Genomic DNA, 16,065 nt, shown 5'->3' on the forward strand with positions numbered 1-16,065 from the left:
GTTGCATTGCCCTGTAGGAGCAAAGCTTGCTCGCGATGACGGCAGTCCAGTCTTCAATGATGTCGCCTGATACACCGCAATCGCGAGCAAGCTTTGCTCCTACAGGTGTGCATGTACCATAAAAAACGGCCTCCAATCGGAGGCCGTTTTGCATGCTCACATCCGGCGCTGCTTGCGCCGCTTCCATTGCCGAGCAACCCACCAGCGCCAATACATCATCACCAGGCAATAGGCTAATGCGCCTAGCGCCAGCCCGGTCACCACGGACCCCAGCAAAAACGGCTGCCACAAGGTCGACAGCTCGCCGCTGATCCATTCCCAGGTCAACTCGTCCGGCAATTGGCGAGCGGGAACGTCCATTAACCAGGCGCCCGCCTGATAAGTGCAAAAGAACACGGCGGGCATGGTGATCGGGTTGGTCAGCCAGACCAGGCTGACAGCAATCGGCATGTTGCCGCGCACGACGATGGCGAGGAAAGCGGCGACCAGCATTTGCATCGGAATCGGCAGGAATGCCGCGAACAGGCCAACGGCCATGGCGCGGGCGACCGAGTGACGGTTGAGGTGCCAAAGGTTTGGGTCATGCAGCAGCGTGCCGAGGAATCGTAAGGATTTGTGTTCCCTGATACTGGTCGGGTCTGGCATGTAACGTTTGAATAAGCGCCGGGGCATAAGGCTTCTCGGTCGGTCAAGGCGGCAAGTATGTCTGGATTCCATGAAGCGCCCATTCAGACTTTGTGACAATTGTTAACGGCGCTCGTGCGATCGACCGGCTACTCCTAGAGACGGAACTCTCAAGGACGGGCGTATGCGCACAGGGATGGTGGCATTGGCGCTGGGTTTGCTGACCCTGCGTTTTTTACCGGCGTTGCCGCCGGTCGGATTGTGGTTATTGTTGCCGGTCGTGGGTGTGCTGTTGCTGCCATTCAAGACGTACCCGGTGGCGTTTTTTCTGTTCGGTTTGAGTTGGGCCTGCCTGCAGGCGCAGTGGGCGCTGGATGATCGGTTGGCGCCAGGCCTGGATGGCGAGACGCGTTGGATCGAGGGGCGGGTAACGGGACTGCCCCAGCAGGGCGAAGCCGTGGTGCGATTCGAATTGGCAGATGGTGGGTCGCGGCACGCAAAGGTGCCACGCCTCATGCGCCTGGCCTGGTACGACGGACCGTCGGTGAACAGCGGTGAGCGTTGGCGACTGGCGGTCAAGTTGAAGCGTCCCTCAGGGTTGCTCAATCCCCATGCCTTTGATTACGACGCCTGGTTGCTCGCGCAGCGCATTGGTGCGACCGGGACCGTCAAGCATGGCGAGCGGCTTTCCGAGGCAAGCGGGGCTTGGCGTGACGGCATTCGCCAGACGTTGCTGGCCGTGGATGCACAGGGGCGATCGGGCGCACTGGCGGCGTTGGTGCTCGGCGACGGTGCCGGGCTCAGCCGCGAAGACTGGCAGGTGTTGCAGGACACCGGCACCGTGCATCTGTTGGTAATTTCCGGACAGCACGTCGGCTTGCTGGCGGGATTGGTGTACATGCTGATCGCCGGCCTTGCCCGGTATGGCCTCTGGCCAAGCCGTTTGCCCTGGCTCCCATGGGCCTGCGGCCTGGCGTTCGCCGCTGCTCTCGGTTACGGGTTATTGGCCGGCTTCGAGGTGCCGGTGCGGCGCGCCTGCCTGATGATCGGCCTGGTGCTGTTATGGCGCCTGCGATTTCGTCATCTTGGCGCCTGGTGGCCGCTGCTGCTGGCGCTTAATGGCGTTTTGTTACTGGATCCGCTGGCCAGCCTGCAACCGGGGTTCTGGTTGTCCTTTGCTGCTGTGGCGGTGCTGATTTTTACCTTCAGTGGTCGATTGGGTCCCTGGCGATGGTGGCAAACCTGGACCCGCGCACAGTGGTTGATCGCAATTGGTCTGGGGCCAATATTGCTGGTCTTGGGGCTGCCGATCAGTGTCAGTGGGCCACTCGTCAACTTGCTGGCTGTGCCCTGGATCAGCCTGGCGGTGCTGCCACCCGCGTTGCTCGGGACACTTTTGTTGCCGGTGCCTGACATCGGCGAAGGTTTGCTGTGGCTGGCGGGCGGCTTGATCGATGGACTGTTCAAGGTGCTGGGATGGGCGGCTGGCCGGGTTCCGGCGTGGGTGCCCGTGGCGATCCCGCTGTGGGTATGGGGTTTCGGCGCCCTGGGAGCCTTTCTGCTTTTGCTGCCGCGAGGCGTGCCATTGCGCCCGCTGGGATGGCCGATGCTGCTGTTGCTGGTTTTTCCACCGCGCTGCGAGGTGCCGCAAGGGGTCGCCGATATTTGGCAGCTGGATGTCGGCCAAGGCCTGGCGATCCTGGTGCGAACGCGTCATCACACGCTGTTGTATGACACTGGCCCGCGTTTTGGCGAAATTGACCTTGGTGAGCGCGTGGTGCTGCCGACCTTGCGCAAACTGGGCGTGAAAGATCTGGACCTTATGCTGATCAGTCATGCCCATGCCGATCATGCCGGCGGGGCTCGATCGGTGGCCAAAGGGTTGCCGGTCAAGCAGGTGCTGGGCGGTGAACCTGAGGCACTGCCGAGCGAGCTGCTATCCGATGACTGCGAGAGCGGTCGGCGATGGACCTGGGACGGTGTGAGCTTTGAGCTTTGGCAGTGGGCGAGTGCCCGTGAAAGCAATCCAAAATCCTGTGTTTTGCAGATTGAGGCCAACGGCGAGCGATTGTTGCTGACCGGCGATATTGACATGGCCGCCGAGCGTGCCCTGCTCGACAGTCCATTGGGTGTGAAGACCCACTGGTTACAGGCGCCGCACCATGGCAGTCGCAGTTCTTCCTCAACGGCGCTGCTCAATGGCTTGCGACCCCATGCCGTACTGATCTCCCGTGGCCAGGGCAACTCGTTTGGCCACCCCCATCCCACGGTGCTGGCACGCTACCGAAAACACGGCATGGCGATCTATGACAGTGCGGAGCAGGGCGCCATTCATCTGCAACTGGGGCGTTTCGAGTCGCCGCGTTCGATGCGTCAGGAACGGCGTTTCTGGCGTGATCCACCGCCCCTGAACAAATAACCATGAGCTATTAAAGCCCGACCGGATGCGACATCACGGTCTTCGGTGCGCTCACCCCCTATGTTAGAGTGGCGCACTTTTTCGAGGGGACTGTCACTGTGTGGGAATTGGTCAAATCCGGCGGTTGGATGATGCTGCCGATCATTCTGAGTTCCATCGCGGCCATGGCGATCGTTACCGAGCGCCTGTGGACCCTGCGGGCCAGTCGCGTGACCCCGGAGCATTTGCTCGGGCAGGTCTGGGTCTGGATCAAGGACAAGCAACTCAATAAAGAAAAACTCAAGGAACTGCGCGCCAACTCGCCGTTGGGCGAGATCCTGGCGGCGGGCCTGGCCAACTCCAAGCATGGTCGCGAGATCATGAAGGAGTGCATCGAAGAGGCCGCCGCTCGGGTCATCCATGAACTGGAGCGCTACATCAACGCCCTCGGCACCATCGCCGCCATGGCACCGCTGCTGGGTCTGCTGGGTACGGTACTGGGCATGATCGATATTTTCAGCGCGTTCATGGGCACGGGCATGACCACCAATGCCGCGGTGCTGGCCGGTGGTATCTCCAAGGCACTGATCACCACGGCCGCGGGCCTGATGGTCGGTATCCCATCGGTATTCTTCCATCGCTTCCTGCAACGCCGGATCGATGAACTGGTGGTGGGTATGGAGCAGGAAGCGATCAAGCTGGTCGAAGTCGTGCAGGGCGATCGTGATGTGGACCTGGCAGGGGGCAAAGCGTGAAGTTTCGCCGCAAGCAACGGGAGAATGTGGACATCAACCTCGCGTCACTGATTGACGTGGTGTTTATTCTGCTGCTGTTTTTCGTGGTGACCACCACCTTTACCCGTGAAACTCAGCTGCGCGTGGAACTGCCTGAAGCGGTCAGCGGCGCGCCTTCCGACGAGCAGACGCGGCAACTGGACATCGCCATCAGTGCCGATGGCGTGTTTTCGGTGAACAACCAAGTGTTGCCGAAAAGCGATCTGGCGACGCTGATGGACGCGTTGCAGAAAGAGTCCAATGGTGACACCAGCCGACCGCTGTCGATCAGTGCCGATGGCAAGTCCCAGCATCAGTCGGTGATCACCGCCATGGACGCCGCCGGCAAGCTTGGCTTCAGCCACTTGCGCATGACGACAGTCGAGGCGGCGCCGACCGCACCCTGATGGCCATGTCCGATCGCCTGCTCGCCGCCTGGTACCGAGGTCATCCGGCCCTGAAGTTGTTGCAGCCACTGGAGTGGCTGTACCGACGCGTGGTCAACAACAAACGCAGGCGCTTTCTGGCGGGCGAGGGTGACATCTATCAGCCGTCCGTGCCGCTGATCGTTGTCGGCAATATCACCGTCGGCGGCACCGGCAAGACGCCGCTGATTCTGTGGATGATCGAGCATTGCCAGCGCAGCGGCTTGCGAGTCGGCGTGGTCAGTCGCGGTTACGGCGCCAAGCCGCCGCAACTGCCATGGCGGGTCGAGGCGGATCAGAGCGCAGGGGTAGCAGGCGACGAACCGCTGCTGATCGTCCAGCGCACCGGGGTGCCATTGATGATCGACCCGGATCGCAGCCGCGCCGTCAAAGCCTTGCTGGCGAGTGAGCCGCTGGACCTGATCCTGTCCGATGACGGGATGCAACATTACCGATTAGCCCGTGATCTGGAGCTGGTACTGATCGATAACGCTCGAGGCCTGGGTAATCAGCGTTGTCTGCCGGCCGGACCATTGCGTGAACCGGTCGAGCGTCTGCAAAGCGTTGACGCGGTGCTCTACAACGGTGCCGAGGCTGATCGCGAGGGCGGCTTTGCCTTCCAGTTGCAACCCACTGCATTGATCAATTTGCTCAGCGGCCAGCGCTGCTCCCTCGATCACTTTGCCCCAGGCCAGGCGTTGCACGCCGTGGCCGGCATCGGTAACCCACAGCGTTTCTTCAAGACCCTCGAAACGCTACACTGGCAGCCAGTCCCGCACGCTTTCGCCGACCACGCGCAATACAGTGTGCAGGCGTTGAATTTCACCCCGTCATTGCCATTGGTGATGACCGAAAAGGACGCGGTGAAGTGCCGTGCCTTCGCTGCTGCCGATTGGTGGTATCTGGCGGTCGATGCCGTGCCGTCGCCGGCTTTCGTGGCCTGGTTCGACACACAGTTGATGCGCCTGTTGCCGGCACGTCTGTTGCCATAAATTCGTTTTTATCCAGGGAATGCTCATGGACACCAAATTGCTCGATATCCTCGCTTGCCCGGTCTGCAAGGGCCCGCTCAAACTCAGCGCCGACAAGACCGAGCTGATCAGCAAGGGCGCAGGCCTCGCGTACCCGATTCGCGACGGTATCCCGGTGATGCTCGAAACTGAAGCCCGTACTCTGACCACCGACGAGCGCCTGGATAAATGACTACAGCCTTTACCGTTGTCATCCCGTCGCGCTATGCCTCCACCCGGTTACCGGGCAAACCGCTACTACTGATCGCTGGCAAGCCGATGATCCAGCATGCCTGGGAACAGGCCAGCAAAAGCAGCGCCCAGCGTGTAGTGGTAGCTACCGACGATGCGCGCATCCGTCAGGCCTGCATCGAATTTGGCGCCGAAGTGGTGATGACCCGCGAGGACCACAACTCCGGCACTGATCGCCTGGCGGAAGTCGCGGCGAAACTGGGCCTGGCGCCTGACGCCATCGTGGTGAACGTCCAGGGCGACGAACCGTTGATCCCGCCGAGCGTGATCGATCAGGTCGCCGCCAACCTGGCCACCCACACCGAAGCCCGCATGGCCACCCTGGGCGAGCCGATCGAAGACGTTGACTCCCTGTTCAATCCAAATGTCGTCAAGGTCGTCAGTGACTTGAACGGTATGGCCCTGACTTTCAGTCGTGCGACCTTGCCTTGGGCGCGAGATGCCTTTGCCCAGAGCCGCGAATCCCTGCCCGAAGGAGTGCCGTACCGTCGCCATATTGGCATCTATGCCTACCGCGCCGGATTCCTGCATGACTTCGTCAGCTGGGGACCGTGCTGGTTGGAAAACACCGAATGTCTGGAGCAGCTGCGGGCGCTTTGGCATGGCGTGCGGATTCACGTCGCTGACGCGCTGATCGCACCGCCTGCCGGTGTCGATACCGTTGAAGACCTTGAGCGCGTTCGTCGCTTGCTGGAGGCCTGATGCGGGTACTGTTTGTCTGCCTGGGTAACATCTGCCGTTCACCCACGGCCGAAGGCGTTCTGCGGCATAAGCTGCGAGAGGCGGGGCTGGCCGAACAGGTCGAAGTCGCGTCCGCCGGTACCGGCGACTGGCACGTCGGCAAGGCGCCGGACAAACGCAGCCAGGCCGCGGCAAAATTGCGTGGTTATGACCTGTCCGCCCAGCGCGCCCAGCAAGTGACCCGCGCCGATTTCGCCACCTACGACCTGATTCTGGCGATGGACAACAGTAACCTGCGCAACCTCAAGGCCTTGCAGCCGACCAAGGGCAAGGCCGAGCTGGATCTGTTCCTGCGCCGCTATGAGTCAGAAGTCGATGAAGTCCCGGACCCGTATTACGACGGGGAGCAGGGCTTCGAGCAGGTGCTGGACTTGATCGAGCGTGCCAGCGATCGGTTGGTGATCGAACTGAAGGGACGTTTATGAGTTTGCAGGTTCGATCACAGGTTTCGCTCAAGCCCTACAACAGTTTTGGCGTCGACGTTCAGGCCCGCCTGTTTGCCGAAGCCCACAGCGACGCCGATGTGCGAGAGGCCTTGGCCTATTCACGGCAACATGACGTACCGCTGCTGGTGATTGGCGGTGGCAGCAATTTGCTGCTCACGGCGGATATTCCGGCGCTGGTGCTGCGCATGGCTACCCGCGGGATTCGCGTGCTGAGCGATGATGGCCGCCAAGTGGTGATCGAAGCCGAGGCGGGCGAGCCCTGGCACCCCTTCGTGCAGCACACATTGGTGCACGGTCTGTCCGGACTGGAAAATCTCAGCCTGATTCCCGGCACCGTGGGTGCGGCGCCGATGCAGAACATTGGCGCCTATGGCGTGGAGATCAAGGACGTGTTCGCCGGCCTGACCGCTCTCGATCGCCAAAGCGGCGAGCTGCGCGAGTTCACCCTGGATGAATGCAACTTCGCCTACCGTGACAGCCTGTTCAAGCAGGAGCCTGGGCGCTGGTTGATCCTGCGCGTGCGTTTCATCCTCGACCGTGCTGCGCACTTGCATCTGGAGTATGGTCCGGTGCGTCAGCGCTTGACTGAGCAAGGCATCGAGCATCCGACGCCCAGTGATGTCAGTCAGGCCATTTGCAGCATTCGCAACGAAAAACTCCCGGATCCGGCAGTGCTGGGCAATGCCGGCAGCTTCTTCAAAAACCCCTTGGTGTCGGCGGCGCTGGTTACACAACTCAAGGTCGAACACCCGGATCTGGTGGCCTATGCGCAACCCGACGGGCAGATGAAATTGGCCGCCGGTTGGCTGATCGAGCGGGCTGGCTGGAAAGGTTTCCGCGAAGCTGACGCTGGCGTACACAAATTGCAGGCACTGGTGCTGGTCAACTACGGCAGCGCGACCGGTCTGCAACTACTCGACCTGGCGCAGCGTATCCAGAAGGACATTTCAGAGCGTTTTCATGTCGACCTGGAAATGGAGCCGAACCGCTATTGAGGCTAAGCTTTCAAAGTGAGCTCCCAAGCCCTGCACCGATGAAAAGTGCAGGGCTTTTTTGTTAATGCTGGGTTAACTTAGTGAGCTAACGATGTAATGCTTTCCTCCACCAAAGGCCCGGTGCAGACGATCCCGTCGGCATAAGAGAGCCTCCTTAGCCTGAGTCGATCTGCGTGATGCCAACCGCCGACCTTCCGGCGGCAGATTGCTCGACCCCATAACCCAATACTATGCGGGCGTGCCCATGATTACCCTGAAACTCAATGGTCAAGACCATCAACTCGACGTCACCGAGGACATGCCGCTGCTCTGGGCCATTCGTGATGTGGCTGGTTACAACGGCACCAAATTTGGCTGCGGCCTGGGTCTGTGCGGTGCTTGCACCATTCATATCGAGGGCGCACCGGCACGTAGCTGCATTACACCGATCGGTTCGGTAGTTGGGCAGAACGTCACCACCATCGATAATCTCCACGCCGACCCGGTCGGCAAAGTGGTGCAGCAAGCCTGGCTGGATACCGCTGTAGCCCAATGTGGTTACTGCCAGGGCGGGCAAATCATGTCCGCCACCGCACTGCTCAAGATCCACCCGAACCCGAGCGACGAACAGATCGAAGAGGCAATGGTCGGCAACATCTGCCGTTGCGGCACTTACAACCGCATCAAGACGGCTATCCGTACGGCCTCCACCCACCTGAAGGAGGCCAAGGCATGAGCCGGTTACCGAATGATTTTGCCCTGAGCAACCTCAGTCGACGTGGGTTCCTCAAGGGTGTGGGGGCCACCGGCGCTTTGGTGGTCGCTGCGAGCTGGGGCTGGCAAGACGTTTTTGCTGAAGAGAAAGAGAAGAAATTCGGTGCTGACGGCATGCCTAACGGTTGGGTCGATGATCCAAAGGTGTATGTCAGCATCGCCACGGATGGCACGGTGACCGTGGTTTGCAACCGTTCGGAAATGGGTCAGGGCGTTCGCACCAGCCTGACCATGGTTGTGGCTGATGAGCTGGAAGCCGACTGGGCACGGGTCAAAGTTCGGCAGGCGCCGGGTGATGAAGTGCGCTTCGGCAACCAGGACACCGACGGTTCGCGCAGCATGCGCCACTGGTACGAGCCGATGCGCCGTTGCGGTGCTGCCGCGCGGACCATGCTGGAACAGGCTGCGGCCGACCAGTGGAAGGTTCCGGTCAGTGAATGCCGAGCTCAATTGCACAAGGTCATCCATACACCGTCCGGGCGAGAACTGGAGTATGGCGCCTTGGCCGCGGCTGCCAGTGCCCTGGCTGTGCCAGCGCGCGACAGCTTGCGGCTCAAGCAACCATCGGAATTTCGCTACATCGGCAAGGAAGGCACCAAGGCCATCGACGGTGACGATATCGTCAACGGTCGCGCGGTGTATGGCGCCGATGTGCATTTCGACGGCATGCTGTTCGCGACCATTGCCCGGCCAGCGGTGTATGGCGGCAAGGTGAAAAGTTTCGATGCCTCGGCGGCCATGAAAGTCCCAGGCGTGGTCAAGGTTGTGCAGATCGAGAGTCGTCCGCTGCCATCGGAGTTTCAACCGCTGGGCGGTGTTGCCGTGGTGGCGAAAAACACTTGGGCCGCGATCAAGGGGCGCGAGGCGCTGACAATTGAATGGGATGACGGCCCCAACGCCAGTTACGACTCGATCGCCTACCGCAAGGAGCTGGAAGCTGCTTCCCTTACGGCCGGTAAAGTGGTGCGCAACACCGGTAACATCGACGAAGCCATGAAAAGCGCTGACAGCACCCTGGAAGCGTCCTATTACCTGCCGCATCTGTCGCAGTCACCAATGGAGCCGATGGTCGCCATTGCCCGTTACAAAGATGGCATCTGCGAAGCCTGGGGCCCGAGCCAGGCCCCGCAAGTCACTCGCGAGCGGATTGGCGAACGCCTGGGGCTGCCATTCGACAACATCACCTTCAATGTCACCTTGCTCGGCGGCGGTTTCGGTCGCAAGTCCAAGCCCGACTTCATCATCGAAGCAGCCATCCTGGCCAAGGAGTTCCCCGGCAAAGCGGTGCGGGTGCAGTGGACCCGTGAAGACGACATCCATTGCTCGTATTTCCACACGGTTTCGGTCGAACACCTCAAAGCCGGCCTGAATAAGGATGGTCTGCCGTCCGGCTGGTTGCACCGTACGGTAGCGCCGAGCATCACCGCACTGTTTGCACCGGGGATGAACCACGAGGCGGCTTTTGAGTTAGGCATGGGCTTCACCAACATGGCCTACGCGATTCCCAACATCCGTCTGGAAAACCCCGAAGCGACTGTCCACACCCGCGTGGGCTGGTACCGCTCGGTGTCGAACATCCCTCACGGCTTTGCGATTCAAAGTTTCATCGATGAGTTGGCGCACAAGGCCAAGGAAGATCCGCTCAAGTATCAGATCAAATTGCTCGGCCCGGACAGGCAGATCGATCCAAGGACTTTGAGTGAAGAGTGGAACTACGGTGAATCTCCCGAGCGTTATCCCATCGATACCGGGCGCTTGCGCACGGTGCTGGAAACCGCCGCCAAGGCGGCCGGTTGGGGGCGCGAGTTGCCCAAGGGGCGAGGTCTGGGGTTGGCGGTGCATTACAGCTTCGTCACCTATGTGGCGGCGGTGATCGAGGTCGAAGTCAAAGATGATGGCACGTTGATTGTGCACAAAGCTGACATCGCCGTGGATTGTGGGCCGCAAATCAATCCCGAGCGGATTCGCTCACAGTTCGAGGGTGCGTGCGTCATGGGGCTGGGCAACGCAGTACTGGGGGAGATCAGTTTCAAGGACGGCAAAGTCCAGCAGGACAACTTCCACATGTATGAAGTGGCGCGTATGTCCCTGGCGCCGAAGGAAGTCGCTGTGCATCTGGTGACACCACCCGGCAACGTGCCCTTGGGTGGCGTTGGTGAGCCGGGCGTACCGCCGATTGCCCCGGCGCTGTGCAACGCGATCTTCGCCGCCACGGGCAAGCGTATCCGCGACCTGCCGGTCCGTTACCAGCTGCAGGGCTGGAACAAGGCAGGGGCGTGATGGACAGCGCCGATCTGAACGTCCTGCGTAGCGTGCTGGAGTGGCATCGCGCAGGCCACCGGGTGGTGTTGTACAGCGTGGTCCAGACGTGGGGCACTGCGCCCCGGGCACCGGGTGCGATGTTGGCGCTGCGTGAAGATGGGGTGGTGATTGGCTCGGTGTCCGGCGGCTGCGTCGAGGATGACTTGATTGCGCGGTTGCATGACGGTCGTATCCTGGCCGATGGGCCGTCCGTACAACTCATCACCTATGGCGTGACCCGTGAGGAGGCGGCGCGCTTCGGTTTGCCCTGTGGCGGCACCTTGCGTCTGACCGAGGAGCGCATTCGCGATGCGGATTGGGTTGCACAATTGCTGGCCCGATGTGAAGCCCACGAAATCATCGCGCGCGAGCTAAACCTTGAAACCGGGGAAGTGAAGTTGACTCCGGCCAGCAAGTCGGACGTGTTGACGTTTGATGGGCAGGTCTTGCGCGCGATCTACGGGCCGCGATGGCGTTTGTTGCTGATTGGCGCGGGGCAATTGTCCCGTTACGTGGCGGAGATGGCGCGGCTGCTGGATTTCGAAGTGCTGATTTGTGATCCGCGCAGTGAGTTCGTCTATGGCTGGGAAGAACAGCATGGCCGATTTGTCTCGGGTATGCCCGACGAGGCCGTGTTGAACATCCAGACCGACGAGCGCACGGCCATTGTGGCCCTGACCCATGATCCACGCTTGGATGACATGGCCTTGTTAACGGCGCTGGATTCCAGCGCTTTCTATGTGGGGGCTCTGGGTTCGCGGGTCAATAGTCAGAAACGCCGGGACAATCTGGCTCAGCTGGGTTTGTCACAGAAGGCCATCGATCGGTTGCACGGCCCGATTGGTTTGCACATTGGCAGCCATAACCCTTCGGAAATCGCTTTGTCGTTGATGGCAGAAATTGTGGCGATCAAGAATGGCGTGGAGCTGAAACAGAAAAAGCCTTTGCGGGAGGGTGCATGATCGAGCCTATCGGTGTCGTCGTTCTGGCGGCGGGGCAGGGCAGCCGGTTTCGGCAAATCGCGGGCGATGACAAGGACAAATTGCTGGCGGACTGTGTGGGGTGTGATGGTGTTGTCCGTTCGGTGATCGAGCACGTGCTGGTGAATTTACCGGCCGGACTGGGTAACAGGGTCCTGGTGACCACCGCCGATCGCCCGCAAGTCATCCGTTTGGCCAAGGCGTATGGTTGCGAGATTGTATTGATCGAGTCGACGGGAATGGGGGACAGCATTGCGGCAGGGGTGGCGGCTTGCTCGCAACTCGGTGGTTGGTTGATGGTGCTGGGGGATATGCCGTTCATCCTGCCGTCGAGTATTGAACAAGTCGTTGCGCAGATGGCAGGGGATTGCATCAATGTGCCGGTCCAGGAGGGCGAATTTGGGCATCCAGTGGGCTTTGGCGGCTGCTTCGGCCCGAGATTAATGGCGCTATCGGGTGATCGCGGAGCCAGGCCGTTGTTTGCGCAGGGGCGGGTGATTGAAGTCGCGGTGGATGACCCCGGTGTGTTGTGGGATGTGGATGTGCCAGAAAAACTGGTCTTCGCCTGTTAGACCGCTATCGCGGGCAAGCCACGCTCCCACAGGTTTTTGTGTCGTACACAACATGATTGAACAACAAAAAAACCTGTGGGAGCGTGGCTTGCCCGCGATGAACGATAACGCGGTTTTCCTGCCTTGCTTTCGATATAAAAAAGCCCCGCCTGGGTTCACCAGGCGGGGCTTTTTCAATGGCCGATGGAATTAGACGAGGGGTTTAGGCTCGTGCTCTTTTTCCTGGGCCTGTTCGTGTTGCTCTACCGCATTCTGAACGGAGCGCGGGGCTTCGTGGATCACGGATTCAGCGGGCTCGGCAGCAACTTCAGCTGTCGGGGCTGGTGCGGCCTCAACGACTTCAGCGACAACCGTTTCAGCTGGAGCAGCAGCGGCGGCCAGTTCGGCTTCCTTCTGCAGACGCTCGGCTTCACGTTTGCGACGACGCACTTCACGCGGGTCGTTTGGCGCACGGCCACTTGGCGTCAGGGCGCTGACAGGTGCAGCTTCCACCACTGGAGCAGGGGCCTCGACAACAACCGGGGCTTCGACCACTGGAGCAGGCTCGGCGGCGACAACCACTGGCTCGGAGACCATTGCTTCAGCCACTTCGGCTTCAGCAACTGGCTCTGGTGCCGGTGCTTGTACTTCGGCAACAGCTGGCTCGGCAACCCAGTTGAACGCAGTTTGCTCTTCGCGAACTTCACGAACGGCTTCAGTCACGACTTCGACAACCGGCTCGGCGGCGACCACAGGTTCTGCCATAACGGCAGGCTCGGCGGCCACTTCAACCACAGGCTGCGCCTCAGGTGCTGGAGCCAGTTCGATTTCCGGCGAGGCGCTGGCTTCGACCGGGGTTGTCGCTTCAACCACTGGCGCTTCGGCTGGAGCAGCCTCCAGGGTAGCGGCAGTAGCGCGTTCGGCTTGCTCGTTGGCTTGAGCCTCAGCTGGAGCACTGATCACGGTGCTGGCAACGGCTGCGGTAACAGCCAGGCCTGCGGCCAGATCGGCGGAGCTTGGCGCTTCGCTGCTTTCGCCGGACTCGGACTCTTCCGAACCTTCGATCACGTTACCGTTGGCATCACGTTGACGCTCACGACGGTTGCTGCGACGACGCTGGCCACGGGAGCGGCGGCGTGGGCGATCGCCTTCGGCGCCGTCCTGACCTTCTTCCTGCAGTTGCTCTTCGTTGGTTGGCAGCTCTTCTTCGGCAACGGCAGCAGCGGCTTGCTCGGCACGTGGTTGACGTTCTTCACGCGGTGGGCGCGGAGCACGTTCTTCCCGTGGCTGACGAGCCGGACGTTCTTCAGCGGTAGCTGCGACGGCCGGAGCGGCGTCCAAGGGTTCACGCAGTTCACGTACTCGTTCTTCACGCTCGCCACGCGGCTTGCGGTCTTCACGTGGGGCACGCGGTGCGCGTTCTTCACGTGGCGCACGTGGTGCACGCTCTTCACGGGCTACTGCTGGCGCTTCCTCGCGGGCTTCACGGACTTCACGGACTTCACGTGGCTGACGTTCTTCGCGTGGTTCACGTGGTGCACGCTCTTCACGCGGTGCACGTTCCTCGCGAGGCTTGCGATCTTCATCGCGGCGACCGTTACGGTTGCGGCTCTGCTGGCGACCGCTGCGACGCTCTTCGTTACGGGCCGGACGCTCGGCAGCCGGTTTTTCAACCACGACCGGAGCGGCAGGCTCTTCCTTGCCGGCGAACAGGCTGACCAGCGACTTCACCAGGCCCTTGAACAGGCTTGGCTCTGGCGCGGCGACCGGTGCGGCAACCGGAGCGACAACTTCGGTCGGAACCGGAGCGTTGGCGCGGGCCGGTGCAGTCTTGACCGCGGCTTCCTGGCGAACCAGGGTGCGGGTCGCAGCGGCTGGCTGGACGTCTTCCACTTCGGCAGCGGCAGCAGCGATTTCGTAGCTGGACTGGTTGGTGGCGGCTTCCGGGCTGTCATCGCGCAGGCGCTGAACTTCAAAGTGCGGCGTTTCGAGGTGATCGTTCGGCAGAATGACGATACGAGCACGGGTGCGCAGTTCGATCTTGGTAATCGAGTTGCGTTTTTCGTTGAGCAGGAACGCTGCCACCGGGATCGGCACCTGGGCGCGAACTTCGGCGGTGCGGTCTTTCAGGGCTTCTTCTTCGATCAGGCGCAGGATTGCCAGCGACAGCGATTCAACATCACGGATGATGCCGGTGCCGCTGCAGCGTGGGCAAACGATGCCGCTGCTTTCACCCAGGGATGGACGCAGGCGCTGACGGGACATTTCCAGCAGACCGAAGCGCGAGATGCGACCGACTTGTACACGAGCGCGGTCGGCTTCCAGGCATTCGCGGACTTTCTCTTCCACGGCGCGCTGGTTCTTGGCAGGGGTCATGTCGATGAAGTCGATGACGATCAGGCCGCCGATGTCGCGCAGGCGCAACTGACGGGCGATTTCTTCAGCCGCTTCAAGGTTGGTCTGCAGGGCGGTTTCTTCGATGTCGCTGCCTTTGGTGGCGCGCGCCGAGTTGATGTCGATGGACACCAGGGCTTCGGTCGGATCGATAACGATGGAACCACCGGAAGGCAGTTCGACGACGCGCTGGAACGCGGTTTCGATCTGGCTTTCGATCTGGAAACGGTTGAACAGCGGCACGCTGTCTTCGTACAGCTTGATCTTGCTGGCGTACTGCGGCATGACCTGGCGGATGAAGGTCAGGGCTTCGTCCTGGGCTTCAACGCTGTCGATCAGGACTTCGCCGATGTCCTGGCGCAGGTAGTCGCGGATTGCGCGGATGATCACGTTGCTTTCCTGGTAGATCAGGAAAGGTGCGGAACGGTCCAGCGATGCTTCTTTGATGGCGGTCCAGAGTTGCAGCAGGTAATCGAGGTCCCACTGCATTTCTTCACTGCTGCGGCCCAGGCCGGCAGTGCGCACGATCAGACCCATGTCGGCTGGGGCAACCAGGCCGTTCAGGGCTTCACGCAGTTCATTACGCTCTTCGCCTTCGATACGACGGGAGATGCCGCCTGCGCGCGGGTTGTTCGGCATCAGGACCAGGTAACGACCGGCCAGGCTGATGAAGGTGGTCAGGGCTGCACCCTTGTTGCCACGTTCTTCTTTTTCAACTTGAACGATGACTTCCTGGCCTTCGCTCAGGACGTCCTTGATATTGACGCGGCCTTCGGGAGCTTTCTTGAAGTATTCGCGGGAGATTTCTTTGAGTGGCAGGAAGCCGTGGCGCTCAGAGCCGAAATCGACAAAGGCAGCTTCAAGGCTTGGTTCGATGCGAGTGATCCGGCCTTTATAAATGTTGGCTTTCTTCTGCTCGCGTGCACCGGATTCGATGTCCAGGTCGTAGAGGCGCTGGCCATCTACCAGTGCAACACGCAACTCTTCGGGTTGAGTTGCGTTAATCAGCATTCTTTTCATGTAGTACCGTCGGTTTCCGGGCTGCCGGAAACGGCGTTCGGCACACACGACTTCTCACGGTCGGTGTCAGGTGCGTCGGGAGTGGTTGGCCATTCCCGTGTCCAGCGATGTGCGGCCAATGTGGGCCAGCATCGCGACGTACGCGTCCTGCTTGCTGTGGCTACTTAAGCACTCAGTCAGGAGGAGGAATCAACCGGCGGCTGTGGACGAGATGAAGCGTCTTGATAAAGCCTATTGCTACACAGTCCAGCGGTTGTGCATCTCCACCCTACACGTATCCCTGATAATTCGGGTGCTGCCGCGCGCAGAATCCGCAGCGGGTTGGCATTTACCGTGAGCTCCGAAAGGGGAGGTCACGCATCATGGCTAATTTAGGCGTTGTTTCCGAAGCGTTCGCTCGGG

14 protein-coding genes are annotated in these 16,065 nt (G+C 60.8%); 12 read left to right on the plus strand and 2 right to left on the minus strand.

Features of this window, described 5'->3' with window-relative positions:
• Positions 1-156: 156 nt before the first annotated feature.
• Entirely contained in the window at positions 157-672 is a 516-nt protein-coding gene (locus ABTV22_RS07445) for a DUF2062 domain-containing protein (protein WP_433739251.1), read from the minus strand.
• Positions 673-808: 136 nt separating this feature from the next.
• Here ABTV22_RS07445 and ABTV22_RS07450 point away from each other — a divergent pair, with 136 nt between their 5' ends.
• From ABTV22_RS07450 to ABTV22_RS07505, 12 genes are all read left to right on the plus strand, one after another.
• Positions 809-3,043 (plus strand): DNA internalization-related competence protein ComEC/Rec2, encoded by a 2,235-nt coding sequence (locus ABTV22_RS07450; RefSeq protein WP_433739252.1) that lies wholly within the window; start codon positions 809-811, stop codon positions 3,041-3,043.
• Positions 3,044-3,141: 98 nt separating this feature from the next.
• A complete protein-coding gene (locus ABTV22_RS07455) occupies positions 3,142-3,777 on the plus strand; it encodes a MotA/TolQ/ExbB proton channel family protein (RefSeq protein WP_433739253.1) in 636 nt (211 codons plus the stop codon).
• Positions 3,774-4,202, plus strand: coding sequence for an ExbD/TolR family protein (locus ABTV22_RS07460; protein ID WP_433739254.1), 429 nt, complete (start codon positions 3,774-3,776; stop codon positions 4,200-4,202). The genes ABTV22_RS07455 and ABTV22_RS07460 overlap by 4 nt, the downstream gene beginning before the upstream one ends.
• Positions 4,202-5,212, plus strand: a complete 1,011-nt coding sequence (gene lpxK / locus ABTV22_RS07465) for a tetraacyldisaccharide 4'-kinase (protein ID WP_433739255.1) — start codon at positions 4,202-4,204, stop codon at positions 5,210-5,212. Before ABTV22_RS07460 ends, lpxK begins: the two co-directional genes overlap by 1 nt.
• A gap of 25 nt (positions 5,213-5,237) precedes the next feature.
• Positions 5,238-5,423, plus strand: a complete 186-nt coding sequence (locus ABTV22_RS07470) for a Trm112 family protein (protein ID WP_007945752.1) — start codon at positions 5,238-5,240, stop codon at positions 5,421-5,423.
• Positions 5,420-6,184, plus strand: a complete 765-nt coding sequence (gene kdsB, locus ABTV22_RS07475; RefSeq protein WP_433739256.1) for a 3-deoxy-manno-octulosonate cytidylyltransferase — start codon at positions 5,420-5,422, stop codon at positions 6,182-6,184. The genes ABTV22_RS07470 and kdsB overlap by 4 nt, the downstream gene beginning before the upstream one ends.
• Complete coding sequence (locus tag ABTV22_RS07480; RefSeq protein ID WP_433739257.1) at positions 6,184-6,648, plus strand: low molecular weight protein-tyrosine-phosphatase; 465 nt, start codon at positions 6,184-6,186, stop codon at positions 6,646-6,648. The genes kdsB and ABTV22_RS07480 overlap by 1 nt, the downstream gene beginning before the upstream one ends.
• Complete coding sequence (gene murB, locus ABTV22_RS07485; protein WP_433739258.1) at positions 6,645-7,664, plus strand: UDP-N-acetylmuramate dehydrogenase; 1,020 nt, start codon at positions 6,645-6,647, stop codon at positions 7,662-7,664. The genes ABTV22_RS07480 and murB overlap by 4 nt, the downstream gene beginning before the upstream one ends.
• Before the next feature lie 244 nt (positions 7,665-7,908).
• The gene (locus ABTV22_RS07490; protein ID WP_433739259.1) at positions 7,909-8,379 is read left to right on the plus strand and encodes a (2Fe-2S)-binding protein; all 471 of its coding nucleotides are present in this window, start codon (positions 7,909-7,911) and stop codon (positions 8,377-8,379) included.
• A complete protein-coding gene (locus tag ABTV22_RS07495; protein ID WP_433739260.1) occupies positions 8,376-10,697 on the plus strand; it encodes a molybdopterin cofactor-binding domain-containing protein in 2,322 nt (773 codons plus the stop codon). Before ABTV22_RS07490 ends, ABTV22_RS07495 begins: the two co-directional genes overlap by 4 nt.
• The gene (locus tag ABTV22_RS07500) at positions 10,697-11,680 is read left to right on the plus strand and encodes an XdhC family protein (RefSeq protein ID WP_433739261.1); all 984 of its coding nucleotides are present in this window, start codon (positions 10,697-10,699) and stop codon (positions 11,678-11,680) included. Before ABTV22_RS07495 ends, ABTV22_RS07500 begins: the two co-directional genes overlap by 1 nt.
• Complete coding sequence (locus ABTV22_RS07505) at positions 11,677-12,270, plus strand: nucleotidyltransferase family protein (protein ID WP_433739262.1); 594 nt, start codon at positions 11,677-11,679, stop codon at positions 12,268-12,270. Before ABTV22_RS07500 ends, ABTV22_RS07505 begins: the two co-directional genes overlap by 4 nt.
• A gap of 189 nt (positions 12,271-12,459) precedes the next feature.
• On the opposite strand, the gene rne is transcribed toward ABTV22_RS07505, so the two are convergent.
• A complete protein-coding gene (gene rne / locus ABTV22_RS07510; protein ID WP_433739263.1) occupies positions 12,460-15,663 on the minus strand; it encodes a ribonuclease E in 3,204 nt (1,067 codons plus the stop codon).
• Between the last annotated feature and the right edge of the window lie 402 nt (positions 15,664-16,065).

Source organism: Pseudomonas putida (assembly GCF_050990305.1).
Classification (GTDB): Bacteria; Pseudomonadota; Gammaproteobacteria; order Pseudomonadales; family Pseudomonadaceae; genus Aquipseudomonas; species Aquipseudomonas putida_AH.